At 36.0% G+C, this 25,553-nt stretch carries 27 protein-coding genes; 10 read left to right on the top strand and 17 right to left on the bottom strand.

The window, feature by feature from the left end:
* Positions 1–56: 56 nt before the first annotated feature.
* On the bottom strand, positions 57–1,160 hold the full coding sequence (locus EJK17_RS03980) for a low temperature requirement protein A (RefSeq protein WP_103661308.1): 1,104 nt from the start codon (positions 1,158–1,160) through the stop codon (positions 57–59).
* 131 nt (positions 1,161–1,291) lie between these two features.
* Here EJK17_RS03980 and EJK17_RS03975 point away from each other — a divergent pair, with 131 nt between their 5' ends.
* Genes EJK17_RS03975 through EJK17_RS03960 form a run of 4 tightly spaced genes read left to right on the top strand, consistent with a single transcriptional unit; the run spans position 1,292 to position 3,631 of the window.
* Positions 1,292–1,699, top strand: a complete 408-nt coding sequence (locus EJK17_RS03975; protein ID WP_127796224.1) for a MerR family transcriptional regulator — start codon at positions 1,292–1,294, stop codon at positions 1,697–1,699.
* Positions 1,700–1,710: 11 nt separating this feature from the next.
* Positions 1,711–2,079 (top strand): DUF2255 family protein, encoded by a 369-nt coding sequence (locus tag EJK17_RS03970; protein WP_103661306.1) that lies wholly within the window; start codon positions 1,711–1,713, stop codon positions 2,077–2,079.
* 38 nt (positions 2,080–2,117) lie between these two features.
* The gene (locus EJK17_RS03965; RefSeq protein WP_103661305.1) at positions 2,118–2,726 is read left to right on the top strand and encodes a putative quinol monooxygenase; all 609 of its coding nucleotides are present in this window, start codon (positions 2,118–2,120) and stop codon (positions 2,724–2,726) included.
* Positions 2,726–3,631 (top strand): amidohydrolase family protein, encoded by a 906-nt coding sequence (locus tag EJK17_RS03960; protein WP_103661304.1) that lies wholly within the window; start codon positions 2,726–2,728, stop codon positions 3,629–3,631. Before EJK17_RS03965 ends, EJK17_RS03960 begins: the two co-directional genes overlap by 1 nt.
* 34 nt (positions 3,632–3,665) lie before the next feature.
* Here EJK17_RS03960 and EJK17_RS03955 read toward each other — a convergent pair whose 3' ends face one another.
* The 3 genes from EJK17_RS03955 to EJK17_RS03945 all read right to left on the bottom strand — a co-directional run bounded on the left by EJK17_RS03955 (position 3,666) and on the right by EJK17_RS03945 (position 6,830).
* Positions 3,666–4,553, bottom strand: coding sequence for a nitronate monooxygenase (locus EJK17_RS03955; protein WP_103661303.1), 888 nt, complete (start codon positions 4,551–4,553; stop codon positions 3,666–3,668).
* Between the two features lie 75 nt (positions 4,554–4,628).
* Positions 4,629–5,378, bottom strand: coding sequence for a PAS domain-containing protein (locus EJK17_RS03950; protein WP_103661302.1), 750 nt, complete (start codon positions 5,376–5,378; stop codon positions 4,629–4,631).
* Positions 5,379–5,393: 15 nt separating this feature from the next.
* On the bottom strand, positions 5,394–6,830 hold the full coding sequence (locus EJK17_RS03945) for a CoA transferase (protein ID WP_103661301.1): 1,437 nt from the start codon (positions 6,828–6,830) through the stop codon (positions 5,394–5,396).
* Between the two features lie 144 nt (positions 6,831–6,974).
* On the opposite strand from EJK17_RS03945, the gene EJK17_RS03940 reads away from it, so the two are divergent.
* Positions 6,975–7,892, top strand: a complete 918-nt coding sequence (locus tag EJK17_RS03940) for a LysR family transcriptional regulator (RefSeq protein WP_103661300.1) — start codon at positions 6,975–6,977, stop codon at positions 7,890–7,892.
* 44 nt (positions 7,893–7,936) lie between these two features.
* On the opposite strand, the gene EJK17_RS03935 is transcribed toward EJK17_RS03940, so the two are convergent.
* The 5 genes from EJK17_RS03935 to EJK17_RS03915 form a co-directional block, all read right to left on the bottom strand.
* Positions 7,937–9,115 (bottom strand): MFS transporter, encoded by a 1,179-nt coding sequence (locus EJK17_RS03935; protein ID WP_103661299.1) that lies wholly within the window; start codon positions 9,113–9,115, stop codon positions 7,937–7,939.
* Positions 9,115–10,314 (bottom strand): serine hydrolase domain-containing protein, encoded by a 1,200-nt coding sequence (locus EJK17_RS03930; protein ID WP_103661298.1) that lies wholly within the window; start codon positions 10,312–10,314, stop codon positions 9,115–9,117. The genes EJK17_RS03935 and EJK17_RS03930 overlap by 1 nt, the downstream gene beginning before the upstream one ends.
* Positions 10,315–10,413: 99 nt before the next feature.
* Entirely contained in the window at positions 10,414–11,271 is an 858-nt protein-coding gene (locus EJK17_RS03925) for a helix-turn-helix domain-containing protein (RefSeq protein WP_127796223.1), read from the bottom strand.
* 54 nt (positions 11,272–11,325) lie between these two features.
* Positions 11,326–11,967 carry a nitroreductase gene (locus tag EJK17_RS03920; protein ID WP_103661296.1) on the bottom strand — a complete coding sequence of 214 codons (642 nt, stop codon included), beginning with the start codon at positions 11,965–11,967 and terminating at the stop codon, positions 11,326–11,328.
* Complete coding sequence (locus tag EJK17_RS03915) at positions 11,964–13,799, bottom strand: flavocytochrome c (protein WP_103661295.1); 1,836 nt, start codon at positions 13,797–13,799, stop codon at positions 11,964–11,966. Before EJK17_RS03915 ends, EJK17_RS03920 begins: the two co-directional genes overlap by 4 nt.
* 325 nt (positions 13,800–14,124) lie before the next feature.
* Between EJK17_RS03915 and EJK17_RS03910 the strand changes: the two genes are divergently transcribed.
* From EJK17_RS03910 to EJK17_RS03895, 4 genes are all read left to right on the top strand, one after another.
* Positions 14,125–14,598, top strand: coding sequence for a hypothetical protein (locus EJK17_RS03910; RefSeq protein ID WP_103661294.1), 474 nt, complete (start codon positions 14,125–14,127; stop codon positions 14,596–14,598).
* Between the two features lie 753 nt (positions 14,599–15,351).
* On the top strand, positions 15,352–16,221 hold the full coding sequence (locus tag EJK17_RS03905; protein WP_127796222.1) for a zinc-binding alcohol dehydrogenase family protein: 870 nt from the start codon (positions 15,352–15,354) through the stop codon (positions 16,219–16,221).
* Between the two features lie 20 nt (positions 16,222–16,241).
* Entirely contained in the window at positions 16,242–16,475 is a 234-nt protein-coding gene (locus EJK17_RS12115; RefSeq protein WP_103661292.1) for a helix-turn-helix domain-containing protein, read from the top strand.
* Positions 16,476–16,692: 217 nt separating this feature from the next.
* Entirely contained in the window at positions 16,693–17,034 is a 342-nt protein-coding gene (locus EJK17_RS03895; protein ID WP_127796221.1) for a hypothetical protein, read from the top strand.
* A gap of 445 nt (positions 17,035–17,479) precedes the next feature.
* Here the strand turns inward: EJK17_RS03895 and EJK17_RS03890 are convergent, their stop codons facing one another.
* The 4 genes from EJK17_RS03890 to EJK17_RS03875 all read right to left on the bottom strand — a co-directional run bounded on the left by EJK17_RS03890 (position 17,480) and on the right by EJK17_RS03875 (position 22,008).
* Positions 17,480–17,683 carry a DUF3923 family protein gene (locus EJK17_RS03890; RefSeq protein ID WP_103661291.1) on the bottom strand — a complete coding sequence of 68 codons (204 nt, stop codon included), beginning with the start codon at positions 17,681–17,683 and terminating at the stop codon, positions 17,480–17,482.
* A gap of 81 nt (positions 17,684–17,764) precedes the next feature.
* Complete coding sequence (locus EJK17_RS03885) at positions 17,765–18,580, bottom strand: helix-turn-helix domain-containing protein (RefSeq protein WP_103661290.1); 816 nt, start codon at positions 18,578–18,580, stop codon at positions 17,765–17,767.
* A 486-nt stretch (positions 18,581–19,066) separates the two neighbouring features.
* The gene (locus EJK17_RS03880) at positions 19,067–21,316 is read right to left on the bottom strand and encodes an ABC transporter permease (RefSeq protein ID WP_103661289.1); all 2,250 of its coding nucleotides are present in this window, start codon (positions 21,314–21,316) and stop codon (positions 19,067–19,069) included.
* Entirely contained in the window at positions 21,313–22,008 is a 696-nt protein-coding gene (locus tag EJK17_RS03875; protein ID WP_127796220.1) for an ABC transporter ATP-binding protein, read from the bottom strand. Before EJK17_RS03875 ends, EJK17_RS03880 begins: the two co-directional genes overlap by 4 nt.
* 177 nt (positions 22,009–22,185) lie before the next feature.
* Here EJK17_RS03875 and EJK17_RS11615 point away from each other — a divergent pair, with 177 nt between their 5' ends.
* A complete protein-coding gene (locus EJK17_RS11615; RefSeq protein WP_201738255.1) occupies positions 22,186–22,749 on the top strand; it encodes a TetR/AcrR family transcriptional regulator in 564 nt (187 codons plus the stop codon).
* 48 nt (positions 22,750–22,797) lie between these two features.
* On the opposite strand, the gene EJK17_RS03865 is transcribed toward EJK17_RS11615, so the two are convergent.
* The 4 genes from EJK17_RS03865 to EJK17_RS03855 all read right to left on the bottom strand — a co-directional run bounded on the left by EJK17_RS03865 (position 22,798) and on the right by EJK17_RS03855 (position 25,510).
* On the bottom strand, positions 22,798–23,274 hold the full coding sequence (locus tag EJK17_RS03865; RefSeq protein WP_103661287.1) for an S-ribosylhomocysteine lyase: 477 nt from the start codon (positions 23,272–23,274) through the stop codon (positions 22,798–22,800).
* A 23-nt stretch (positions 23,275–23,297) separates the two neighbouring features.
* Positions 23,298–24,410 (bottom strand): 5-methyltetrahydropteroyltriglutamate--homocysteine S-methyltransferase, encoded by a 1,113-nt coding sequence (locus tag EJK17_RS03860; RefSeq protein ID WP_168180729.1) that lies wholly within the window; start codon positions 24,408–24,410, stop codon positions 23,298–23,300.
* Between the two features lie 33 nt (positions 24,411–24,443).
* On the bottom strand, positions 24,444–24,566 hold the full coding sequence (locus EJK17_RS12005) for a hypothetical protein (protein WP_255409167.1): 123 nt from the start codon (positions 24,564–24,566) through the stop codon (positions 24,444–24,446).
* Between the two features lie 377 nt (positions 24,567–24,943).
* Positions 24,944–25,510, bottom strand: a complete 567-nt coding sequence (locus tag EJK17_RS03855; RefSeq protein WP_103661285.1) for an RNA 2'-phosphotransferase — start codon at positions 25,508–25,510, stop codon at positions 24,944–24,946.
* Between the last annotated feature and the right edge of the window lie 43 nt (positions 25,511–25,553).

Below are 25,553 nucleotides of genomic sequence, written 5' to 3'. Positions count from 1 at the left end.
ACAAAAAACTTCCTACTGTTCAACCAAACCAATAGGAAGTCTTTTCATATATTATTTTACAAATACAACAATCTAATTCTCATGGCTGCATTAAGCAGACTAACGATTGCAGCGACTACTACAATCACTTCGAAACTTGGGAAGCACAAACTAATTGCATAACCTAAAATCAAAGCTAGCAACATCATTACCAAGCCAGAAATCTTCACATTTTGATAGCGCAATTGATTGTAACGCTTAGCAATCACTAGACCACAGTAAAACAGCAACATCCCACCATACAGGCATGATACAGCAAAAGTTATATTAGCTTCCTCTTCGCTAATAAACTTCAACGAAACAGTAATCAAACTTAGACCAAATAAGATTAAGTAATGCAGATAGATCAAAGTATTACCTGTTTCATTGGTTCTTTTTTCTTCAATTAAGTGGTCAAATTCAGTGATGTAAGCAAAGAACAAGGCAGCTACCGTGATGAAAATCAAAATCGACATAACCGAGAAAGTTCCAGGTTTAAAGTATTCAGAAATCCCAATAATCGTTTCCCCAAAGGTGATGATGATCAACAGTGTTAATCTCTCTAACAGATGAGAAAAGATAATCGGATGTTCACGGGTATACCTTCCGGTAAAAGCAGGCAAAATCCAGCTAATAATAATCCCAATAATCGCTATTATTTGCGCCCAAGATTGATTGAAGAGTCCACCAATTAATAAAAAGATAGCTCTAATCAAAAGAATTTCACAAAAAGCTTTAGCAATATTTTTATCGATTTGATTCTTGGCCTTAAAAAAGATAATCAAATATTGCAATAACAGACTAATTGACAATAAACTTGCCGCTAAAAAGAAAGATGTTAGATTAGCTAGGCTAGTATTGTCAAAAGAATTAGTCATGTACAGCAATATCACCATATTGACAAAATAAAAAGTTGTATCAGTCCAACTACTCTGCCCATAGCGGTTGGTAAAAACCGATTGAATCATCCAAGAATTAATAAAGACAATCACGACAATTGTAAAGATTACAAATGACATTGGTGAAACTAATCCATGGTGTAAATGGTGAATTAAACTAGTTGCTTGCGAAATCATGTAAGCAAAAACTAAATCGTAGAATAATTCAATCATCGATACCCGTTTAGTCAATGGTACTTTCATTTTTCCCTCCGTTTAAAATGTTTTAACTATACTTTCTCAAAAAACTACCAAAATTTCACGAAAAATTTTTTATTTTTTCTTGACTTGAAGTTAACTCCAAGTAGTATCTTAAATCTTGAGAGGTGAAAGAAATGGCAGATCTAACGATTACAGAAATTAGCAAAAAATACAATTTAAAGCCTGATACTCTCCGTTACTACGAACGAATCGGGTTAATTCCAGCAGTTCCACGCAAGAAGAACGGCAATCGTTACTACAACGAAGGAATGCAAAACTGGATCGAAATGATTGTTTGTTTGAGACACTCAGGTGTCAGTGTTGAAGCCCTGGCTGATTATGCCGAATTGATTCAACAAGGCGATGCCACTCTTGATGCAGGAGAAAATTTATTAAAAGAACAACTCACCATGCTGGAAGAAAAAAAGAAGAATCTAAACCGTTCAATTAACCGGTTAAAACATAAGATTTCTCTTTATGAAAGTGGCGAAATTAAGCAAGGCAAGAGTTATTTTGAAGAATACAAGATTATGGATGACTAGGAGAAAAAATCATGAGAGTTTGGACTAAAGAAGAATTAGACATTTTAAACCAAGTAACTACTGTACAAAATCACCCACTTAACGATGAAGGTGAAAGCTTCCAAGATTATCCTATTTGGGTAGTGACTAACAATAACCATGTTTACTTAAGAGCTGGTAAGGGCAAAGACAGCAAATGGTACAAGGCTGGCTTAAAGAACGGTGGCTCAATCGAATTCAACAACCAAGATTACCCTATTAACTACGTAGCTATCGATGATCCAGCAGAAATTAAGGCTGTTACGGATGCTTATGAAGCTAAATACCATGGTCAATATCCAATTGACATGATGGTTTCAGACAAATGTGCTGCAGCTACAGTAAGATTAGACTTAAAATAATTAAGTAAGTACATTAATTATTTTAAAGAAGGGATATCATGAAACTAACTACTGCCCCAATCATGCGCATTTTTCATTTAACGATTAATGCCAAGGATCATGCAACCTTTGCTAGTGAAGGCCATCATAATATGATGACTTCCATCGAAAATGAAGCAGGTACTTTATTAATGTTCGCTGGCCATGATGATGACCTAGGTGAAAGTAATTATGTCATTGAATGTTATCAAGACGCTGATCACTATCAAGTGCACGCTAATTCACCACAATTCAAGCATTACGGTCAAGTGGCTAAACAAATCATCACGGGCACGGAAATGACTAATTTAGTGCCAGAATTGGTTAAAAGTAATGACATTATTTTTCGCATAACTAAAGCTAATCAACTTGCTGCACGCTTGTCAAAAATCAAGTTAATGCCTGAATTTGACTTTAAGCAACTAGTTAATACTCAAGAACAAGTCTTGCTGGCAGGTCGTGATGAAGAAGATAAAAACGTAGCTTGGGTACTCGAACTTTATCCAAATACTGATGCTGCCCAAAAATATGACTTATCTAAAAAAGTTGAAGTGTTATCACAAATTAAACTCACCGTTGATATTTTTGTTGATCAAGGCAGTTTAAGTTACGAGAGTAAGGCAAAATAATGAAAATTGACGCATTCGCACACATTCTACCTAACAATTATTATCAAAAAATGCTGGCTATTGAACCAACCATTCCGGATAAATTTCCCTTTATCAAAATTAAAAGCTTAGTTGATTTAGATACGCGCTTAGCAACTTGGCCTGATAATGAGATGAAGCAAGTTATTTCTTTTGCCAATATTAATGCCGAAGATTTTGCCAGTCCTGATGCAGCAATCGAGCTAGCTAGTGACGGTAATCAGGAGTTAGCTGAAATTGTCACCGCTCATCCCGATAAATTTGCCGCTGGCGTAGGGATGTTAGCCATGAACAATATTTCTGCTAGTCTAGATTTACTACAAGAGATCAAGGACAATCCTGTTTTAATGGGTGCACAGATTTTCACTCGTCATTTAGGTAAAAGCATTGCTGATCCTGAGTTTGAGCCAATTTTAGCAAAAGCAGCTGAACTGAATCTTCCTTTATGGCTGCATCCCGTCTTTGATCAACGTAAACCTGATAATAACCTGGTTTTCTCATGGGAATATGAATTATCTCAGGCAATGCTACAACTAGTTCAAAGTGATATTTTTAAGAAATATCCTAACTTGAAGATTTTAATTCACCATGCTGGTGCCATGATTCCCTTCTTTAGCGGTAGAATTGATCACATCCTTGATTCTGAGCATGCTGCAATGTTTAAACAGTTTTATGTCGATACAGCTATTTTAGGTAACCCACCTGCTTTACGGCTTGCAATTGATTATTACGGCATTGATCATGTACTATTTGGGACGGATGCACCATTTGCAGTAATGCCTGCTGGAGCAAATGATTTAATTGTGAAAGCCATCAATGAACTTTATCTTTCTGAACAAGATAGTAACAAGATATTTTTGGAAAACTATAGAAAATTTATTGTATAAGGAAAACTCGCAAAAGCGAGTTTTTTGTTTATTCTTATAGCCCTTGTGCCAACTCATCCACAATTTCCTGCGCTGATTGCTTCTTCGTTAGTAAACTGACCACTTCACCAGCAAAGATAATCCCATGATCAAGATCATCTTTCTGCATGGCTGGGAGGAAATCTTCATCTACTTGGTGACTTAATTCCTTCTGATCTAACTTTGCTTGCGCTAATTCCTGAGCATGGGGCGTATTCAATACCCGAATCGCCGGCATCCCTAAAACCAAAGTTGCCGGTTCATTTTCATCATGCAAAACCACCTCACGCCAGTTATCACCTACTGGACTTTCGTTAGCAATTGAAAAGACCGTGCCGCATTGAACACCAGCAGCGCCCATGGCAATGGCAGCTTTAACTCCTTTGCGATTGGCAATCCCACCTGCCGCAATCACTGGAATTGACAAGTTAGCAATCACTTCTGGCCACAAAACTAAGGAAGCATTTTTCCCAATATGAGCACCAGATTCCCTGCCTTCTGCAATTACTGCCGCCGCACCTAAAGCTTCCATTTTTTGCGCAATTTTCAAATTCGGTACAACCGGAATAACCGCAACGCCAGCTTCTTTAAAGTCGTTCATATAATATTTCGGCGTCCCAGCACCCGTGGTCACGATTTTAATTCCTTGCTCCAAAATCACCTTAACCAGGTCAGACACATTTGGGTACTGCAAGTTGATGTTCACAGCAAAAGGCTTGTCTGTTAATTCTCTTGCCTTGTTGATTTCTGCTTCAAGCTGCTTAGCGGTAATACCACCGCCCGCAATCACGCCTAATCCGCCACTATTAGATACTGCAGCTGCTAGATTAGCATTAGCCACATACTGCATGGCACCCTGAATGATTGGATACTTGGTACCTAAGATTTCTGTTAGTCGATTCATATTATTCGCCTCCATTAGCAAAAAATAAGCATATCTATCGATATACTTTTTTCTTTTCTCTTTAATTATAATTGCTTAGTGCTCAGAAGCCCCGGATGAAGCATCTGGCTTTTCTTCCTTCTTTTCTTCTTCAGCGGCAGCTGCCTTAGTTGAAGCACCAGTTGCTGCATCTGGATCAGAATTACTACGGTAAGTTGCACCAGTAGTTGCGTCTTCATCAACTACTAACTTTTGACCAGTTGTTTCACAGAAGTACTTAACAAGTGGGTAAAGGTCTTGGACCCATTCATAAATACCAATGTAATTGCCCTTGTCATCTTCAACCCGCTTGTAGTAGTGAAGAACTAATTCCTTCAAGTTACCAGTTGGCACTGGCATGTAAACATCATCATGGCCGCCTTCTTTAGTGCGAAGAGCGTGCACAACCTTCTTAGCATTAGGAATAACATCACGGACATCTGGGTGAATGGCCTTCATTGTGTCCCCAACTTGGTCTGGAGTCCGCTTAGCTTTCATCTTAGCATTTGGATCCTTTGGACGGTTATACCACAAGAATTGGTTGTTATCATCAACAAAAGTCAATTCGCCAATGGTGTTTTGTAACATCCAGTTAAGTTGGTTAACGGTTAACAAACCTGAATCAAGCTTAACGTAGTCATCACCTTCAGCAGCGTTAACTTTCTTAGCTGCCTTATCAAGCCATTCTGGATCGTTCTTGTCGATGCCATCAACAGTTGTACCAGCAACTGACTTACCAGCTGCATCGAAATCTTCTTTAATGTATTCGTCACGGTTCATTTCTTGTAACCATTTTGGTTCTGCCATTTTTTTGCTCCTTTTCTACCACCATTCAGGTTTTGAACTACCTAATTCTGGTGTCGTACCATTCCATTTACATGGAGTTTCTGACATCTTAATTACTGGACCTAAAGTCTTAAGGTCACCATAAATCGTATCGTTATCATAAACAGCATATTCATCGTATTTTTCTGGTGAAATTCCATCTGGGGAAGACATGTAGTCATCAGTTCTTAAACCTTGACGCAAAGCTAACATACATGATTGATCAAGAGAAACATTGACCTTGTATGAGCCACCTTCTGTTGCCCGTTTCTTAAGCGCAATCATTGCACCAAAGGCTGCAAGATATCCAGTTAAAAAGTCTGATAAGAAGACCGGAATTAATTTTGGATGGGTATGTTCAGCTTGCCCTTGGACATAAGAAATACCTGTGTTAGCTTGAGCAACTTGATCCCAACCAGCACGTTCAGCATAAGGACCACCAGTACCATGACAGTTAACGCTGACATAGATAATCCCAGGACGCATTGCAGACAAGTCTTTAGCACCAAAGCCATGCTTTTCCATTGAGCCAGGACGGTAACCTTCAAGAAAGATATCTGCTTGTTTAGCAAGATCAATCAACTTGTCTTTTTGTTCAGGCTTAGTGTAGTCCAAATAAGTTGAATGCTTACCATGACTTGAGTCACGGACAAAGGCAGGAACTTGTGGTAATTGTGGTGCTGTTACCATCAAGTCCTTGGCACCATGTTCAGTTAAAGCTTCACCACAAGTTGGTCCAGCAATAATTCTAGTTAAATCAAGTAATTTAATATCAGCAAGTGGAGCTGCATCATTCTTTGGTAATGGTTCAGGCGCACTATCAGCAATCTTTTCAATTTCAACTACTGGCTTAGATGCTAAGTATTTACCTTGTGGTGTCTTCAGCCAATCTTCTGGTGAATAAACAATCCCACCACAAGCCCTAGCATCAGCAATCGCTTCATCTAAATGGTCAGAATTCCACTTCTTAACAGCTGCAGCTACAGATTCTGGAGTTTTTTCACAATGCAAAACATCTAAAACTCGTTTTTCAAGATTAGGTAAATTAAAGTGTGGCAAGAACCACTTACCGTCTTTACATTCCCAAGGTTGAGTAATTGAAACCATTTGCGCAAAGTTAGCAGCGTAAGGAATAGACTTGTATTCACCATCTTCATCCTTCTTTTGCGTCATTGGTGTACCCAATGAACATAAAGCAGCAGCGGCTTCGGTATCAACGAAAATCTTTTGACGTCTTCCAGTCTTTAATTCCCATAAGTCATTTGCAGCAACTGCTCTTGCTGCCAGGGCTTCGGAAATAACTTCTTCGATTTTAATCGGAGTCTTGTACATTGTTGTCTTTGACTTCTTAATTTCGATTTCTTCTTTAGGATCATCATCGACATTTCTGATCTTCATCAATTCTGAAAATGCATTACCAAATTTATAACTCATGATTTTTACCTGCTTTTCCAAAAAACTATTTCTGAAGCGCTTCCATTGACTAGTGTAATGCATATCGATTAAAATATGAAATATCAAATATAATATGTTTTTATATAAAAATAATTATGATTTTGGTACGAAAGAGCATGACAAATGGTAAATAATTCTAATCTTGGACTTAAAAATATTCTAGCAACGGTTCAAACCGCTCCAACCCTCACGGCAGTGGCCAAGTGGCTGTATACCAGCCAGCCAAATATCAGTAAGGCCATTACCGATGCAGAAAATAAATATGGTGCTAAATTAGTAAATCGTAATAAAACGCCAATTTCCTTAACACCGGCAGGTGAACAACTTTTATTACGTTTAAATCAAATTTTGAGTTTAGAAGAAGGAACTGTTTCTGAAATTCAAAATTTCCAGAAGAATAATCGACGCAAAATTAACTTAGCTTTCTTTCCAACATATGCACCAATTTTTTTGCCAAATATTTACAATTCATTATTAGCTCAACATCAAAACATTGAATTTAACACTCTGAGTCTGACCACTAGTGAAGCTTTAGCTGCTTTAAAAGATGGACGAACCGATATCTTTTTAGGACGAAATGCTAACGATCCTAATATTTTATCTTGGCCCTTATTCACCGAAAAGCTTTGCTTTGTTATTTCCGCAAAAAGTTCACTTTATGATCCCAGCACTTTTACTAGAACGATCACCACCGAGGAACTAACCGAATTACAAAAAGAGAATTACATCAAGTGGTCAAAAGAAACTTCATTTATTGACGTTACGGAGCACTTTTTCCTTCTGAATGATTTACATTTTCAAAGTAATTTAACTGTTGATGATTACGAAGAGGCTATGCTCTGTGCAAGCAGTGGCCTAGGCATTACAATGACGATGTACGAAACAGCTAAATTCTTTTTAAATAAAAATTCTCATCTTAATCTGTTAATCATTCCTGAAAAGATGGCCGGTCTGGAAATTAGCGTGATGACTTTAAAAACCAATAACAAGTTCATCACTCAAATTGCTGAAGAAATCGCACAGCATTGTAGAACAAAATAATTTACCCACTAAAAAAGCTCGCAATTGCGAGCTTTTTCAATTATTTAATTTTGTTGCTTCTTTTTCCACACACCAATAAAGGCAACTAAAATTGCTAAAACGGCAAAGCCGCCTGCTGCAATAAACATTACCAATCTTGGTGAACCGCCGCTAACTGCATTCATAATGATTGGTGATAGGAAAACACCAATATTCGTCGTCAACATCGAAATTGTCGTCGCAATGTCAATAGCGTTTTGGTTAGCTGCATCACTTACCCAATTATTAGCAAATGGGACTGCCGTACCAAAGCCAAAACCATTGATCACGCCAGCTATATAAAGAACTGGCAAAGAATGAGTAGTGGCAATAATAATATCACCGACAATTAAAGAAATTAAGGCTACAACATAAAGACCAAAACCTAACTTCTTATGTAGCCAACCATAGATCATTGACACTGGAATTCCAACTAAAGTAAAAAGGGCATAAACAGCTGAAGCATCCCCAGCAGTACCAATTCCTTCACTAACTACTAATTGAGGCAATTTATAGCTCATGGGTACTAAGATTATGAAAAAGATTAATTGAATTGCGGCAATCAAAATTACTTCTTTTGGAACTTTAGCTTTTTTACTACTTGAGTTATTTTCTGTTGTTGTAACTGTTTCTTGTACTACATCATTTTTAGTATTCGGAACAAAAAGACCAAATAAAACAATTGCGATGATTGGCAGTAAGTAAATGCTAAAAGCAGCATGCCAGCCAAAAGCCATTAAAGATCCTAAAACTAAGGAACAAACACCGCTACCAATTGATCCTAAAGCATTCTCGAAGCCAAGCATTGTTGCTCTTTCATGCCCTGTATAATAATCCGCAACAATACTAATCGCTAAGGCTCCAAAAAAGCCATTAAAAACGCCATATAATAGTCTAGAAATCAAAATTAAAGTATAACTATGCCCATAAATTGGGAAAGTCCCACAAATTAAGGTACCTATCAACCCAATCATGATTGTCGTCTTTTTACTTGTTAACTTGATCAGAAATGGCCCTAGTATCAATCCAGCAATCATCCCAAAATTAGGAATAGTACCTAACATTTCAATCGCAGATTTACTAATATTGGGAAAAGCTTTATACATCAATGGAAAAACGCCAGAAACAGCTTGGGCTAATGCTGACATTAAGCCGATTGACAACAACGAAATTTTAAAAATAAAGGAATTTTTATTAGCTTTCATTATTCTTCCTCCATTAAAGCCGAGTAAATTTTTCTACGTAAAATTGGTTCAGCACCACTTAAATCTTGTTGCATATAAACCATGACTGTCTTAGTAGTTGGATCAGCTAAACAAAAGGCTCCGCCAGCTGCATCCCAGCCAAATTCACCCACATTACCATTTACACCTAAAATTCGTGCTTCTTCTGGTTTAACCAAGATTCTAAGTAAATTTGAGTAAGCATATCCTGGTACACCATGCCCTACTGGATCTTGATGCATTTTTTCATACATCTCTTCCGTCATTTGAGGAGTAGTCATAAATTCAACCGTTTCGGGTTTTAAAATTCTTACACCGTTAAGTTCACCTTTATTCAGTAACATCAACATTAACTTAGCATAGTCTTGCACCGTTGAATAAAGTCCGCCACCGCCAGCACAGAAGTAAGGCTCCACTGTATCTACTGAATCAACTAATGGCAGTGTCATGGTATCTGTCCGCGGAGTAGTTAAGGCCGGCCGTTCATATTCTGTAACGTATTGGTAGTTCGGATCTCTTTTAGTTAAAACACTGACACGCTTTAATTTATCTGTTGGCACTCTAAAGTCAGTATCATTCATTGCCAAAGGCTTAAAGACTAACTCTTGATAAACTTCATACGCCCTTTTACCCGTAACGGCTTCAATTACACCTGCTAAGATATCAGCTGAAATCCCATATTGCCAATTTGTTCCTGGTTCAAAATCTCCTGGTAGATTGCCGGCCTTAGTGACGATATCTAAAGTAGTTAAATTTGAATTTTCTTTCATTTCTAATTCAATTTCTTGTTCAAACAACTTAGTTTGATTGGGACCAAACTGATTATCACCAGGATATGGCATTCCTGATTGCATATTTAATAATTCTTGGATTGTAATTTCTTTAGCGGGAACAATGTTTTTGTTTTTATCAAAAATACGATGATGTTTCCAAGACGGAATATAATCACCAATATTAGCATCAAGAGCGATTTTACCCATTTCAACTAATTTAAAAATCACTACTGCAGTAGCAACTTTTGTCATTGAATATAAACGATAAATTGCATCTTTTCGATCTTTGCCATAACCCTGATTAAGTTTTTCTTGACCATTTTGAACAGCATAAACTGCTGCTCCAGCCAATGACTTGGCCTCAATTTCTTCGTTAATTACGTCTGAGATTTTATTCCAATTGCTCATTGTTAAATTCCTTTCGTCCTCTTTACAATGAGTATGATATTATAAAGCGCTTTCACTTTATGGCTATAAAATCTTATCTTTTGGGCACATAGTCTCTTTTTATTGTTCTAAATTTTGTCTAAGTTCTTTAGCCCCAGCAGAATAATATTTCTCCAACCACCGATTCATTGAACGCAATCCACTGAAGCCATTCCGTTCAGCTAATTCAGTTTGCTTAGTAATACCGGCTTGTAGATCGGCTAGGACTTTTTCAGATCTCACCAAGTTCACATATTCATTCAAAGTCATATTGAAACAATTTCTTATTACTTTGGCTAGATAACTGCGTGAGAGATGAACAACTGGCATTAAATCTTCTAACTGGATTTTTGCTCGATAATGTTGATCAACATAATCACGAATCAAATTCATTCTTTCGGCTTGTTCATCATTAATCGTTCTGATACTTTTTTCTTCTTTAAAGAAATTAGTTAGTATCAACTTAATGATTTCAAGAGTTTTCAAATAAAGATTAAGCCGTAAGAACTTGTCTGGTTCTTGTACGATTTGAAAAAGTTCTTCAAATTTAGGAAAAAGTTCTTCCTGATAAATCTTTTGTTGCTTGGTTGTTAACTTAGAAAAATTATTTAAACAAATTTCTCCTTGATCAATCTCCGTAAAAATATTTTTTACAAAATCGTATGGCAAAATAATTGATACTGCTCTGCGAGTCACATCGTTTTTTAAAGCATGAACATAGTGCGGCTCCATACTATTAGCACACCATATGCGACCAGTCTTCATTTGGTATTCCTTACCATCAACATTAATTTCTGACAGTGGCCAATCAAGCATACAATTTATTTCGATTGCCTTATGCCAATGCAGGGAAATATCTTCAGGAGTGCTATTGGTATGAACAACCATTCTAAAAGGTAAGCCGAAGTTGGTTGTCACTAATTCATGTCTATTTTTCATAATTATTCCCTATCAAAAAATCGAAATCCGTTAATCCGGATTTCGACCTATTTTTTATTTTTCAATCTTTAAGAAGTCATTTAAAGCTATGCGATGCGAACGAAAATCATCAATCATATGATCCGCCCGATAACCTAAGCCAATTCCCATGGCTACCCATTCATCTTCTGGAATATGCATGATTTTTCTAACAGATTCTGGATAGCGAACGATCTCGTAAGCTGGCATTGAATCAATCCCCAGATATTTTGCAGCTAACATCAAAGTTTGACCAAAAGCACCTAGATCATACACTGACCACTGATTAGAGTTCTTAGGCAGAGTCAAATAGCAAATTGCTGGTGCATCAAATAAGCGAGTTTGCAGTCCTGGACGCCATAAATTCCATAACTCATCGGTATTCAAAAACTTCTTCTTGTCTTCATTATGACGAGCCATATGCTTTCTTGGAAAATCTGCCCAATCTTTACGATAAGTTGTTGCCCAATCTGGGTTAGATTTAATCTGTCGTTCAACATTTTCACGATGTTTGGTTCTAATTTTTTCTAGCGTTTCACCAAAAGCAATATATACTTTACAAGGCTGAGAATCCACCCATGAGGGTGCACATTGGGCTAATGTCATGATCTTAATCAAAACATCTTCTGAAATAGTTTTGTTTTTGTCAAAATATCTTGTTGAATGACGAGATTTTATATTTCTTCACTCACCGTATCTGCAGCAATTCGACCAAAGGTGAAAATATCAGCTAGGGAATTGCCACCTAAGCGATTTCCTGCATGTAAGCCACCAGCGTTTTCACCTGCACTGTATAGGCCAGAAATAATTTCATTATCTTTATTTAAAACATGAGCATTCTTATCAATCTTTAAACCGCCCATTGTGTGGTGCATCGCTGGTTTACGCGGAGTTGCGTAAAATGGTCCCTGTTCTACTTTTAAGTCAAAGACATCTTTATGAAAATCAGGATCATTCCCTTGATCAACATATTGATTATATTGATTGATAGTTTGAACTAAAGTTTCTGGATCAATCTTAATTTTCTCAGCAAGCTCTTCAAGTGTGTCTGCTTTATATAATTGACCATTAGCAATTTCATTCTTTATCTTGTCTTCATTAGTGTTGTAGGCAAGATTCTTAATTTTTTCATCAGCAACCAAATAGAATAATCCACCATTTTTAATAGCGGCTTTAGACAAAGTATCACGTCCAGCATATTCATTTACAAAACGTTTACCTTCCTGGTTAACCATTACGAAATCTGCAGGAGGAACCTGTAATCCAGTATTGTATTCTCCTGTCTTTGGATCAGCAACTGGCATCATTTGCGTGAAGCCCATTCCTACTAAATCTGCACCAGCTTCAATCCCCAAATTAATCCCGTCACCGGTGATATATGGTGCATTAGTCGTCTTTAAATCATCATCAATTTTTTCCCAATAAGTATTGTATTTTTGAAGCATTTTTGTATTAGCACCATAACCACCAGCAGTTAGAATTACAGCTTTTGCGTTAACAGTTAAATTATCTGCTTTAACACCCACTACTTTGCCATCTTCAATAATCAAGTCTTTCACTCTTGTATCAGTGAAAGTTTGACCGCCTTGTTCATCAAAATATTGCTTTAAAGCTTTAATATAACCAAATCCATCTGCTTCTGTTGGCTTATGTGCACGTCGCCAGAGAGCCCCAACCGGCATAGTAACTGCACTCTTATCAAAATCTACCCCAATCGAAGCCAACCACTTAACTGAAGCTAAATCATTATCAGTCAAAGTTTTGACCAAATCATAGCGACCATAAATTTGAGTACCCTTTAAATCTGTTCTTTTACCACCTAGATAAGTTTGAATACGGTGGAATAAGACTGAATCAAAAAGATATTTCTTGCTACTATCAAGATAATTTTTGATTTGTTTCTGCATTTCAACAAAATCATCTTGATATTCAGGGTCAATCTCATTAACATTCATCTTCATCAGATTTTCCAAGGTGATATTTTCACCCGGAAGAGCATCAAATTTATTTTGCCATTCTGGATCAGCCGCATTCATAAAACCACCTGAACGCATTGTATTACCACCAACACTTGGAGCTTTCTCCAATAATGCAACTTTTAAATTATGTTGTAATGCTCGCACAGCTGCAGCGTAACCAGCACCACCGGCACCGACAACTGCAACATCTACATTAATTTCCTTAGATTTTGTTTTATCCTCCTTAAATTTAGGGCGATTCTTGAATTCTTGTGGATCACCACCTGCTTGCTTAATTGCTTGACCCACGCCATCAATGATGCCATAACTCGTTAGGGATGCCCCAGATATTGCATCAACATTCAATGTTTGACCATCAATAATTTCTTTTGGTAAACGTTGAACTGCGGCATCTGAAATACCTTCTGTTTCTCCACCAGCAACTTGAATATCCGTAATCTGGTTATCACTAATAGAAACATTTAACTTAAAATTGCCATTATGACCCTTGGCCTCAACACTATATTTTCCTGATTTTAGATTTTTACTCATAACTAGCACCTCTCTTTATTTATAAAGCGTTTTCAGTTATAAATATAAATCAGACTTTTTTAAATATCAAATACATTTTTAGGCAATAAATCATAACTAAAATTATATAAGCTATCAGATATTTGTTTTAAATTAAAAGCTTTTGTCGAGCAGAGTTAATCTACTAAACAAGGGCTTTTTATATTTATATTAATACTAATGGCTATATTTATGTCTGTAATAATCTTTATTAAGAATCTTTAAATAAAAACAAATTCCAAAAAATATCTTCTTTTTTCACGTAACTAATACATAGAAGGAAGAAAACAAAGAAAAGAGGTAATTTATGGGATTTATTAAAGATACTTTCAGTGATCCAAGCATGTTAGAAGACGAAGCTTTTCACGAAAAAATTCGTGAAGATGGAATTCTATTAAAAGTAGTTCAAGAGATTTTTCCTAAGGAACAAATCGTATCAGCTTGGGCACGTTTTCCAGATAAAAAAAGAGATGGCAATTTTGCTGCAAAGACCGATCACGGTGAAAGAATCGATATTGCGTTGGCACCAGCAGATGAAACAAATGCCGAACATCGCCTTTATTATATGCGTACAAAGCTTTCTGAAGAACTTGATAAGGGTATTTATGGTTGGAAATTAAAGAATCGCACCTTTTACGTAATGTTTTGTCCTTTTGATCCGTTAACTTCTGAAAACAAAGCTAAGCACGTTATTGTCTTAGCAGAAGCTAGTGATCCAGACGCATTTAAAGATTTTTTCAAATCGAAGTTAATTGTCATTAATACTAGCGTTTTCGAATAAATTCGTCATTTAGTCTTCCTTCAAAAATACTTTTAGAGACCTGCGGGTCTCTTTTTTATTAATTTTTAGATAACAAGTAAAGGAAAATAATTTTCAAAACAGTTTCGCTAAGTATTTCTAGCCTTTTTGCTCAGATTATTTTTCACTGCCCAGCTTCAACTTTACAGCTGGTAGTTACATATCAATTTAAAATTGACTTCTTAACTGTAATCAAGGGCACTTAATTACTATCTCTCCACCTTGCTTTAAGTGCTTTGACTATTAATTAGTCATAAATTTGCCATCTTATTTTTTGATTTCAAGTAGTTAACAATGGCAATCTTATTCTGCACTAGTATTTATAAGTGCTTAAGCTTTCTCGTTTGAATAACAGCTTGCTTCATGTAAAACTGATCCTGATTCAAATTTAGGAACTATCTTACACCTATGTACTTTCTAAGGGGGCTTAATTATGGCGCATTCTTGGATTTTGAATTATCAACTCTCACTCGATACTTTTCAATCATTTTCTAAATTAAATAATCCTATCAAAAAAGCCCGCTAATGCGAGCTTTTTGTTTATTGACATATCGACCACCACAATCGATAAAAAACGCCGTTCAATCTTTTAACCTGGGCGAGTTATTTGAGTAGACGTTTGTCAATTTGATGTCGATTTAACAAAGATTATAGCATATTCAAATATCAGTATTCTAATTTTTCAAAACAAGCTAAATCAAGTATTCTTTCATCAATCACTTTTGAAAGGATACAATGATGAAAGCTATTATTCAATCTGCACTTAACCAGGTGCAATTAACAGATATTCAGGAACCTAAATTTTCACCAATTTCCCTAGAGATCGAAACTAAATATGCACCTTTTCTTAGATACGACTTGCTTAAACTTAACGGTACCGTTCCAGCACAATTGCCACAACTCATGGGATACAGTGCCACAGGAATCGTGACTAAAGCTGGTTCTTTAAGATCCAAGTCCCTACTTCACCAGAAAGTTCTTGTCCTCAATCCTTGGGGAACTTTTCAAGAAAAAATCATCTCTAATATTCCGCCTCTTACCATTCCCATTACCGACGGCGTCGCTCTCAAAGAAGCTGCTGCGTTAGTTGGTGGACCAGATCTGGCATTAACACTCTTCAAAATAATTACTCAAAAACAGAAACATGTCATAATTTACGGTGCTGATTCAGTGACCGGTTTAACGCTTATGCAGTTATTAACCTGGCATTCTCAAATAAGATTTACGCCTATGGTGCGTTCCATCTCAGAGAATTATTTAAAGAGTAAAATCACCAACTATCAGATAAGGATTACTACTGCGCTCAATGCTAATAATAATCTAGTTATCGACCTCGTTGGACCAGCAATCAATCATCAATTAGCTAATCATCTTACACGGGGCGACGAAATACTTACTGTTGCTCAAAAAGATACTCCTGGGTTGCAATTTATTAGTCGACCAGCTTTTCCTAAAGATTATCAATTTTTGATGAATGAAATTAAAGCTAGACGCTTGTTTATTCCCATAAATCGAGTTTTCGCTTATTCAGATATCAAAAACGCTCTATCTTTCCAACGAAATAATCCTAGTCGAGGGAGAAATTTAATTTCTTTTGAAAAATAATATGCTATATTTATTTCAATATGAATAATTTTGAAGCATTAATTTCCAAAAAAATAGGTACAACACTCAAGCAGGAAAGAATAAAGCAACATCTTTCACAAAAAGATTTGGCTTCTGGCATTTGTTCCCAAGGGATGATCAGCAGTATCGAGCATGGTGAATACATCCCTAACACTGCCATTTTTCTAGCACTCTGCAATCGACTAAATTTGTCAATTGACCAGAATTTTTTGAAAGAGAAATTGTTTTTTTGAGCATAATTCTAAACTGACTGAGACTACCTTTAAATTATGCAGTGAGCACAAATATCAACAGTTAATTAAATATCTTGATCAGCAAGCAATTATCTCATCTCTGAACACTGATTTAGACTTCCAGACTTATTATTACTATTATGGCTGCGCAGTCTATCAAGTGGAACACGACTTACTCTCTTGCCAGCACTACTTTGAATTGGCAATCACTTATTCGATGAAGATTGATCATCTTCAACCTAAAAATTCAGTTGAATTACTGTTAATTAATTCACTAGGCGTGATTTATGCGGAGTTAAACAGGTTTAGTGACGCGGAAGAACTATTTAAAATCGTTAATGAAAATTTTTCCTCATGCAGAGATGTGAATTCAGAGAATTTAAACGTAATTCATTATCAACAAGGCTGTATCTTTATGAAAGAACAGGATTACCAACAAGCCTTAAACTCTTTTGTCCTTGGTTTAAATCGGATTAATCAGCTAAATTCTACATTCATGTTGGGGAACTACTCTTCTAAAATTTTAGAGTGCTATCAACAAATTGAAAATGATAACTAGAAAAAGCATTAAAAAGCTATTTTTATCTATATAATTAATTTGTTAAGGCCAATTCAACAATTTAGAACTTTTAATTGAATATTTAAAATAATCAAGTACAATAGTTGTTAAGGAATCAGCGCTAATGACGTTGGTCAATGAAGCTTCGTGCCTAATTGATTCAGGTTAAGAGCATTCTGCACCATGTGTGTAGGATGCTTTTTTCATTGAAATAGATTTAATAATCCTCATCAAAAAAGCCCGCAAATTTGCAAGCTTTTCATTCATTGACATATCGACCACCACAATCGATAAAAAACGCCGTTCAAGCTTTTAACTTTGGCAGGTTATTTGAGTAAACGTTTGTCAATCTTATGTCGGTTTAATGAAATTATAGCACGTTTGCGTTCAGACTCATCCTACCAAATCAATATAATTGAGAACACACTTTGTTTTCCTCGTGAAATCAATTATTTCGTATAATCAAAAACCAAATAATATGCCCAACTAGCACTACTAGCGCAAACACAGCCAACACACCCAAATTTACTAATTTAATCGGCATTGTTTGAACTACTCCAGTGCCGTCTACATGGCGCATCATAATGAAAATTACTAAAACTATAAACAAAATAAGCCAAACTATACTACTAATCTTTAAAGCTTTCATTTTACTATCCTCTTCAAAAATCTTTTCATGTAATTATGTAATATATACCACTTCTTATTTAGTTTGACTCTGATTTGTAGTCTATTGACACCACTTTTCTAACGATTTAGCCAGTTTAGTATAATTCCATTTTGTTAAATCATGTTTTATTTCTTTAGCTTTCTGATAGTCATGCCTTATAAGACTAGTAAAGAAAATGCCTATTTCTTTATAGACCAAGAGGTGTATATCTTCGATTTTTAATAAATATTCCATTACATCATCCACAGTAAAATCGTCAATTTGACGTTCGCAGCAGATTGCCAAGTAATTATTAAATATAATTGCTATTCTTTCTTCATTCAATTCAGTAATATACTTCTTAGATTTAATATTTCGTAAGAATGGCAAAATTAAGTAATGCAATTGTTCAGTAGTCAATGCAGGCATCGTATTAGAAAACAACCTAACGGCCGACAGATCCATAGAGAAGTTCTCTTTTTGGTACAATTTATCAAAAATTTCTTTTTTGATGCCTTTATCAAGTTGATCTAATTTATTTTCTAAGTATGCCACAGCTACGATTGCACGCAGTTTTAATAATTGCTCACCTTTTAGAGTTAAAATTTTATCTTTAATTTTATGACATCTACCAACATCTTTATCATTAAAAGCTTCTTGCATCATTTGACTTAGCAAACTTGCATCTGACATTGCTTGAGATTTAAGCTTGTTAAAAAAATTATCCAGATTAAGTTGATATTTGAATATAAATTGAATTAATTTTTCTGAACTAAGTGTCCCCTCATTTTTCTCCACTTTGCCATAAAATTTTCGATCCACTATTCCTTTGGAAAATTGATATCTCGATAATCCCAATTTTTCGCGTTCTTCTTTTAATGCTTCACCAATTGTCATAACTTTATCCTACCAAATTTAATTTTATTTCTTCGCGAGATTAAAATTCTCAAATTCATACTACTCCAGCATAGAAATTATAAAAGCAATTTTAGAAACTTTTTATTCATTGGCATTCATCAACCATCATAATAAATAAAAAGCCACTCAATCATAACTTTGGTAGGTTTATATTGAGTGCCTCTTAGTAGAACATATTAATCATGTGTCGCCGCTCATAAAACGGCTGTTTTAACAAAATTATAGCACGTTTTTAAGAGCAAAATGATTAAATGATTTTCTATTTTTTCTTCAAATTCAACCTATTCAATTTTTCTGTTAAAAATTCTGTTAATTCATTTGACTATTTAAGGAATAAAAGTTTATCATAATTAACTATGAAATAACGGTACGACCGTTAGCTAATCAAGACAATAGTTGAGATTGGTTATAGTGTAAAAAAGCTCCAACATTTGTTGGAGCTTCTTCTTTTCAAAATTTTTACTCCTATTCCACACCTTTCAATGCTTGAACCATATCAATTTTCTTAATTCGGTTATTAAGAAATATCGTTGTCGACAACGAACAGATCCACACAAAAGTGCTGGCAAAAGTAATCGTTATCCAATTGATATATGGAACATATTCAATCTTAATTGTCGTAAAAGTGGCAACATATTGACCTAAGAACCAAATGCCGGCAGGAATACCAACTAGCCAACCTATAAAAGTTGTAATGACATTTTCCACAAAAGTTAACTGCTTTAATTCTTTTTTATGAATTCCTAGAACACGTAAGGTAGCATAATCTCGATAACGTTCAACAAAGCCAAGGGAACCAAGGTTATATAAAACAACGACAATTAACACAACTGCAAATCCAATGATTAAAGCAAAGATTCCCATCAGATTGTTCACAAAGTTATTCGCATTAGCCTGCTGTGAACCAATTGAAACGATTGAAACAACATCCTTTCGTGGATATGCCGTATTCTTATCAATTAATAAAGTGGTCGGTTGATATTCACCTTTTGCCTTCTTCCAGGTCTTTGCAGTTAAATATGCACCTTGACTTACTTGACCATCAATAATTCCTTTCACTTTAAAATAATGATTATCATTTCCACCAAAGGTTTTAATGCGAAGTTTTTCACCCTTCTTGATATGAGCTTTTTCAGCAAAACCATGAGTTAAATAAATTCCACCACTCTTTATTTCTTTTCCATCAACAGTTTTCAACTTAACTTCATGTCCCTTACCTAAAATTGTCAGATAACGATTATACCCATCATCTTTACTAAAATGCGCTTGCGAAACCTGAAGCCATTGTCCCTTTTGCTGGGGATACTTGTTTTTAAAACTTGCATAATCATTCACTGTCAGTCTTTTAGCATAGTCATAATCCTGCGTGTATGTCTTATCGACTAGATGATTAATTGATTGCGGCATCCCTATTCCAGCAATCATTAACATCATGCCACCAGCGACACCCACAATGCCCATTAATATTCTAATTTTATTGAAAAAAGCATCGCGAATAATCCATCTAGCGCCATATGAAAAACGGCCAAAAATTCCAGGAAATCTCTCCAAGAAAATATGATGAACTTCTTTCTCCGAATCTCCCCGCAAAAAATCAGCTGGCAATCCCCTCATCGCCGAATAAGCAGCAAAATAAGCTGAAAGAACGCAAATGGCAATAACAAGAATAAGCACCCATAAAGAAGTATAAGTATAAGCTAACTGCCATTTTGGCAGTGAAAACATGGTCTTCTGAGTTGATAAGACAAATAATGATACAACTGGAGAGAAAATCGCTCCTGTTAATGAACCCAATCCACCAACCAATAAACCAAAACTGCCGTAATGAAGACCAATTAGTTGGTTGGAAAAGCCCAGCGCTTTTAACACAGCTATTTCACTAGTTTGATCGGCTATTAGTCTACGAATAGTTGTGAACATTGCTAAAATAGCCAATAAAATAAAGATAAATGAGAAAAGATAGGATAAGTTCTTAATTTCGGTCACACGATCAAATGCCGTTGCAACTTCCGTTAAAGTTGACCGATTATCATACATCATAAGTCGCTTACCAAAGATTTGTTCAATTCGTTGACGCATATTAGCATGGTGCCCAGATAGCGTTACAAAATTAGTGGAGATTATATTAGGAAAACTCTTTTTTAAATAAACTTCTGGAAGATAAGCATAACCATATTTTGAATGATTCGGAGCAATGTAATCTTGGCTACCAGTAAAAAATATTTTTGATGCTGATTGAATAATTCCCTTAACAGGGTATTTGACTTTTACATGATTGAATTTCAAAGGAAGCTGGTCACCAATTTTAATATTATTTGCAATGGCATATTCTTTATCAATCCAAATACCGTTTGTCTGACTAAAGTTGTTTCCTTTAACCAAAGTAAAACTTGGCCTTTTAGTATTCACTCCCTCGATGGTAATTTGCTTTTTACCACTTTGAGTTTGAATTTTAATACCAGATGATACACTTGTTACTCCTGGTATAGCTTTTAACTTATTGAGATCTGCTTTTTGGATATTAACAGCCCTGATCCAATAATTTGAAAGCCTTGATTGACGACTATAGTGATGCAGACTAACGTCTAGCCCCTTCCAAGCTCCTTGCAGTCCTACAAAAAGTAAAACTGACAGAAAGGCCATTAAAAAGACAGAAAAGAACTGTGTCCAATTTTTTCTAACATCCCTAATTAACTTGAGATTTAAATATTTCATTTGACATCCTCCCCTATTTCAGAAGGCACAGGATTCCTCTTAATCGATTCAACTCTGCCATCTCTCAAGCGAACAATACAATCACCATACCGCTCAAAGGAAGGATTATGAGTTACCACAATTACAGCAGTCTTAGAAGTTTTCGCGACTTCTTGCAGGATTTTCATGATTCGTAAACTCGTTTTAGTATCTAAGGCTCCTGTTGGTTCATCACATAACAACATCTCAGGCTTTTTCGACAAGGCGCGCGCAATTGAAACTCGCTGCATTTCACCACCTGACATCTGACTAGGGAAATTATTCAGGCGCTGTTTTAATCCCACCTTTGCCAAATATTCTTCAGCCCGGTGATCATTAGCAGTAAGTCTGGCCGCAATCGCAACGTTTTCTAGAGCTGTTAGACTTGGGACTAAATTATAAAATTGAGAAACAAAGCCTACTACTTTTCTGCGATAATCTGTCAATTGATGATCATCAAACTGAGTGACATTTTCACCTTCAAACAAAAACTTTCCTGCAGTAGATTGATCCATCCCACCTAAAATATTTAGCAAAGTACTTTTTCCAGATCCTGAAGGACCCAAAATAATTGTTAATTTTCCCTTTTCAATCGGAAAACTGATATCTTGTAAAGCTGTAACTTGTTCATCTCCAACTTGATAGAACTTACTTATTTTTTCTAGTTTAATCATGCAACTACCTCATTTTTTCAAGATTAAAGTTGCGCGCGCAATTTTATTTGACACATCTGTGCCAAATATATAAAGTATGATTACATCTAAATATATATAATTCAATACTTAAACCAAAATCTTAATTCTTGTCACTTTTATACTAATTTGTGGCAAAGTACGGAGTAACAAAGCTTTATGAGTAATCGAATGACTAAACAACATCAAAAAAATATTATTAATTCTTTTTTTGATTTACTTTCAAAAAAGAAAATTTCAGAAATTCATATCATTGATATTGCTAATAATGCTCACCTTTCAAGAAGAACTTTCTATCGAATTTTTAAAAATAAAGACGATATCATGGATACTTATCTTCAAAATTTGTTGCTGGATTATGCAACTTGGATTCGTGAACTTAGCCCTAAAACCTACGACCAAGTAATTGAAGATTTCTTTATCTATTGGCCACCCCGTTCTGAAAAGCTACAAATTCTCGTTAAAGCTGGTCTAGGTTATAAATTACTAGACAATGCAAACCAAATATTTCCTGACATTTTTAAAGAATTTCATTTAACTAATAAGAACGTTGAATGGCATATGGATGTTAATAACGAAATCAAGGTTACTTACCTAGCTAGAATTTCAGTGGGAATTTTTTGGAATACTTTTACTCTATGGCTCGAAAATCCTGAAGGAATTTCAATTGAAGATTTAACCCAGCTGATTAAACATGATATTAAGCAGTTAGGAAATTATTAACCAAAAGAAAAAAGCCCGCAAATGCGAGCTTTTTAATCTATCTAAACATTATTCAACCACATGTCTTTCAAATGGTTGATCAGAAATTCCTTCATCCAAGATCTTCTTGCACCATTCTTTTGCTGAGAACAATGAGTGATCACGGTAATTACCACAACTTTCAATTGTGGTTCCTGGTACATCTTCCCATTGAATGTTGTCGCGGATTTCTTCCAAGCTGGACTTCAGCGCCTTAGCTACTTCAGTCGTACTTGGCGTACCCCAGACTAACAAGTGAAAGCCTGTCCGGCAGCCAAATGGTGAACAATCAATGTAGCCATCAATCCGATCACGAAGCAAGCTAGCGAGTAAGTGCTCAATTGTGTGTAACCCACCGGTTGGGATTGCATTATCATTTGGTTGCACTAACCGTAAATCAAAGTTAGAAATTTCATCACCCTTTTTACCTTCTTCAACTGAAATCAAACGAACGTAAGGCGCCTTAACTTTGGTGTGATCTAATGTAAAACTTTCAACTTTTCCCATGATTTTTCTCCTTCTTAATAAAATTATTTCCAAATATCTTTTGCGGTTTTTTCAACTAAATTAATTTTAGCCCATTCTTGCGTTTCAGTCAGTTGATTGCCCTCCTCAGTAGAGGCAAAACCACATTGCGTGCTCAGGGCTAAATGATCCAAGTCGTGGTATTGGCTCGCCTGCTTAATTCGCGCTTGCAAGTCCGCTTCTTTTTCTAACTCGGGCTTCTTGCTGGTGACTAAACCTAAAACTACTTCCTTATCAGCCGGAACTTTTGCTAATGGTTCAAAGCCTCCTGAGCGTTCATCATCAAATTCCAAATAAAAGGCAGCCACATTTTCTTTAGCAAAAACATAATCTGCTACAGGTGCATAACCGCCCTTGGCTGCCCAAGTAGAGTGATAATTACCACGACAAATATGAGTGGAAATCCGTAAATCAGCAGGCAAATCTTGCAGTGCAGCATTATTGACTTGCAAGTATTTTTCTTCTAAATCTTCACGTTTAAAGCCTTGCTTCACCATCGTTGCCCAGAAGTCATCATCAACAACCATCCCCCAGGTGCAGTCATCAAGCTTCACATCCCGGCAGCCAACATCATATAAAGCTAAGATCAAATCATGATAAGCTTGAGCCAGATCTGTTAATAATTCCTCTTCGCTGGAATAGTATTTTTGCACAGCTGCAATATTTTCTTCTCCTCTGACGAGTTCCGCATAGCATTGAGCTGGAGCTGGGATGCTCTGCCGAGGAGTCACGCCTTTTCCTTTAGTCAAATTACGCAAAAACTTAAAGGCTTCTAGGTCTGGATGGTCCCCAGCAAAGCGAATCTTGCCATTAATTTGCGCTGAATCTTTTCGCGTTTCTTCATCATGGAAGAGATAGCCTTGCTTTTGGGTAGTGTGGGCAATACCATCAAAGCCCCAGAAGGTATCAAGGTGCCAGTAACTTCTTCTAAATTCACCGTCAGTGACTACCTTCAAGCCGGCGCTAATCTCTTTTTCAACTAAGTCAGCAATCTCTCGATTTTCTACTTCGCGTAATTCATAAAGTGAAACCTTCCCTGCTGCAAAGTCTGCTCGTGCTGCTTTAAGTGATGTGGGTCTAAGAAAACTACCAACGATGTCATAATGCAAATTTGTCATATCTATTTCTCCAAATTAAAAAGTTCATTTTGCCTATTTCACTACTACTAGCCCAATGATAATTAGGACTAACCAGATCAAGACGCACATTCGCTTAAGGCCAGTCTTAATATTTTCTTTGCTTAACACTGCGTGTTTGTCTTCAATTCTCTCCATGGTTAATCCTCCTTTTTAATTTTGGTAAGCAAAAAGCGCCTCCAGAAAAGCCGTAATTAGCTTTCCTAGGGACGCTTCTAAAACGTGTTACCACCCTTACTTCAACTTTGCTTCACAACAAAGTCCTTACTAAGTACTCCTTACTCGGGACATACTCGAACGAGGTAACGATCGTTAAACGTAAATTGCTTACCAAACATGGCTTGCATTTTAAACAGCTCAGAGACCATCTTCATCATTCTCGGTAACATCGACTTGCACCTCACTCGACTCTCTGTGGAAACTCTGAATGATTACTCATCTCTTCTAAGCTTTTATTAATTTCGTTGTCATTATCTTATTACGATCGTTTGAATGTGTCAAGAAAAAATCTAAAATTATTTTATTTGGTGTAAATACTTACTTGGCATTTGATCACATAACCACACTTCATCATTACCAACATAAAAGTCAATTCCATCAGCGTGGGCTTGCTTAGCATCAACCATTAAGATTGCTGGCTGTTGATCACGTCTTTTACCCACTGATTCGGCCATCGCTATGTCAGTCGACAAGTGCACATATTGTCGTCCCATTGGCAGCAGTCCTTCTTTTTCAATACTTGCTAAGAAGCGATGCGCTGTGCCATGGTAAAGGACATCTGGTGGCGTGGCCTTTTGACGTTTAATAATTCCTGGTACAGAATGACCGTAAAGAGCACAAATCTTACCGTTTTTAATTTCAAAACGCACCTTGTCACTAGCTTGCATGATTTCTCGAATTTTCATTTCCGTCAGCTTTGGTTGAAAATGATGCATGCGATTCATTGCTTTCAAAAAATCTTGCAAATCAACAAAACCATATTCATCAAGCTGCAAGCCATATTTGTCTGGATTATGCCGCAAGCAGTAAGACATCTTTTTGCTGATGAAAACGTCATTGCGTTTATCTTTTCGTTCTTGCATGAATTTCACCTTGTATTCTCAACAATTTTTTGCTCATAATCTA

Origin of the sequence: Lactobacillus xujianguonis (assembly GCF_004009905.1) — a bacterium.
Lineage (GTDB): Bacteria > Bacillota > Bacilli > Lactobacillales > Lactobacillaceae > Lactobacillus > Lactobacillus xujianguonis.
The sequence above is the reverse complement of the archived record's forward strand: the minus strand, read 5'-3'. Positions and strand labels throughout refer to the sequence as shown.

Bases quoted from the DNA above. Each gene is read 5' to 3' on its own strand.
- EJK17_RS03980 (WP_103661308.1), bottom strand. From the start codon at position 1,160: ATGAAAGTACCATTGACTAAACGGGTATCGATGATTGAATTATTCTAC.
- EJK17_RS03975 (WP_127796224.1), top strand. From the start codon at position 1,292: ATGGCAGATCTAACGATTACAGAAATTAGCAAAAAATACAATTTAAAG.
- EJK17_RS03970 (WP_103661306.1), top strand. From the start codon at position 1,711: ATGAGAGTTTGGACTAAAGAAGAATTAGACATTTTAAACCAAGTAACT.
- EJK17_RS03965 (WP_103661305.1), top strand. From the start codon at position 2,118: ATGAAACTAACTACTGCCCCAATCATGCGCATTTTTCATTTAACGATT.
- EJK17_RS03960 (WP_103661304.1), top strand. From the start codon at position 2,726: ATGAAAATTGACGCATTCGCACACATTCTACCTAACAATTATTATCAA.
- EJK17_RS03955 (WP_103661303.1), bottom strand. From the start codon at position 4,553: ATGAATCGACTAACAGAAATCTTAGGTACCAAGTATCCAATCATTCAG.
- EJK17_RS03950 (WP_103661302.1), bottom strand. From the start codon at position 5,378: ATGGCAGAACCAAAATGGTTACAAGAAATGAACCGTGACGAATACATT.
- EJK17_RS03945 (WP_103661301.1), bottom strand. From the start codon at position 6,830: ATGAGTTATAAATTTGGTAATGCATTTTCAGAATTGATGAAGATCAGA.
- EJK17_RS03940 (WP_103661300.1), top strand. From the start codon at position 6,975: ATGGTAAATAATTCTAATCTTGGACTTAAAAATATTCTAGCAACGGTT.
- EJK17_RS03935 (WP_103661299.1), bottom strand. From the start codon at position 9,115: ATGAAAGCTAATAAAAATTCCTTTATTTTTAAAATTTCGTTGTTGTCA.
- EJK17_RS03930 (WP_103661298.1), bottom strand. From the start codon at position 10,314: ATGAGCAATTGGAATAAAATCTCAGACGTAATTAACGAAGAAATTGAG.
- EJK17_RS03925 (WP_127796223.1), bottom strand. From the start codon at position 11,271: ATGAAAAATAGACATGAATTAGTGACAACCAACTTCGGCTTACCTTTT.
- EJK17_RS03915 (WP_103661295.1), bottom strand. From the start codon at position 13,799: ATGAGTAAAAATCTAAAATCAGGAAAATATAGTGTTGAGGCCAAGGGT.
- EJK17_RS03910 (WP_103661294.1), top strand. From the start codon at position 14,125: ATGGGATTTATTAAAGATACTTTCAGTGATCCAAGCATGTTAGAAGAC.
- EJK17_RS03905 (WP_127796222.1), top strand. From the start codon at position 15,352: ATGATGAAAGCTATTATTCAATCTGCACTTAACCAGGTGCAATTAACA.
- EJK17_RS12115 (WP_103661292.1), top strand. From the start codon at position 16,242: ATGAATAATTTTGAAGCATTAATTTCCAAAAAAATAGGTACAACACTC.
- EJK17_RS03895 (WP_127796221.1), top strand. From the start codon at position 16,693: ATGAAGATTGATCATCTTCAACCTAAAAATTCAGTTGAATTACTGTTA.
- EJK17_RS03890 (WP_103661291.1), bottom strand. From the start codon at position 17,683: ATGAAAGCTTTAAAGATTAGTAGTATAGTTTGGCTTATTTTGTTTATA.
- EJK17_RS03885 (WP_103661290.1), bottom strand. From the start codon at position 18,580: ATGACAATTGGTGAAGCATTAAAAGAAGAACGCGAAAAATTGGGATTA.
- EJK17_RS03880 (WP_103661289.1), bottom strand. From the start codon at position 21,316: ATGAAATATTTAAATCTCAAGTTAATTAGGGATGTTAGAAAAAATTGG.
- EJK17_RS03875 (WP_127796220.1), bottom strand. From the start codon at position 22,008: ATGATTAAACTAGAAAAAATAAGTAAGTTCTATCAAGTTGGAGATGAA.
- EJK17_RS11615 (WP_201738255.1), top strand. From the start codon at position 22,186: ATGAGTAATCGAATGACTAAACAACATCAAAAAAATATTATTAATTCT.
- EJK17_RS03865 (WP_103661287.1), bottom strand. From the start codon at position 23,274: ATGGGAAAAGTTGAAAGTTTTACATTAGATCACACCAAAGTTAAGGCG.
- EJK17_RS03860 (WP_168180729.1), bottom strand. From the start codon at position 24,410: ATGACAAATTTGCATTATGACATCGTTGGTAGTTTTCTTAGACCCACA.
- EJK17_RS12005 (WP_255409167.1), bottom strand. From the start codon at position 24,566: ATGGAGAGAATTGAAGACAAACACGCAGTGTTAAGCAAAGAAAATATT.
- EJK17_RS03855 (WP_103661285.1), bottom strand. From the start codon at position 25,510: ATGCAAGAACGAAAAGATAAACGCAATGACGTTTTCATCAGCAAAAAG.